We start from the raw sequence: 629 nt of genomic DNA, 5'->3' as shown, positions 1-629 counted from the left end.
GACCTCGACGCCGGGACGCGGATCGTCCTGGCCGACAGCGTCTTTCGCCAGGGGCTGGAGGTGGAGGAGAACTTCACGTCGCAGGACCTGCTCGCCTGGCTCGTGAACTCGCTCGTCGAGACGGGGGCCGTCCCCGCGGACTCGAGCTCGAACGCCTCGGAGATCGGGACGACCGCGGTGACGGTGGGCGGCGTCGCGTTCGAGACGACGGCGGCCATCGACTTCACCTCCATGAAGGACTTCGGCGTCCGGGGCCTGAGCGTCGAGACCCGGGGGCTCGAGGGCGACAGCTTCGTCCGGTCGATCAGCTACGACCTCGCCCGGGAGGCGTACAGCCGTTCGCCGGAGGGCTACGACGCCTTCTTCGACGCGGCGACGCCCGAGGGCGGCGAGCTCACCGAACCGGGCGAGGCCGGGAGCACCTGGGTCGTGACGTTCCCGGAGGGGACGAGCGCCGACGTCGCCGCGTGGACCGACGTCGCGCTCGCGTCCTCGACGACGGAGTTCGGGGTCGAGCACGCCGTCTCCCCGGACCAGGCGGGAGTGCTGACCACGACCGTCGTCGACGCGGTCGACTGCTCCGCGATCTGCGCCGAGGACGTCTTCGCGACCAGCCACCTCGTCACCCC

Annotated in this window: 1 protein-coding gene; it reads left to right on the top strand. The window is 71.5% G+C overall.

The features are described 5' to 3' along the window. A partial coding sequence (locus tag G3I78_RS46805; RefSeq protein ID WP_164436699.1) for a hypothetical protein occupies positions 1 to 629 on the top strand: 629 nt, incomplete at both ends.

Source organism: Streptomyces sp. SID13726, assembly GCF_010548375.1.
Classification (GTDB): domain Bacteria; phylum Actinomycetota; class Actinomycetes; order Streptomycetales; family Streptomycetaceae; genus Streptomyces.
Note: the sequence above shows the minus strand (reverse complement) of the source record. Positions and strands in the feature narration are given on the sequence as shown.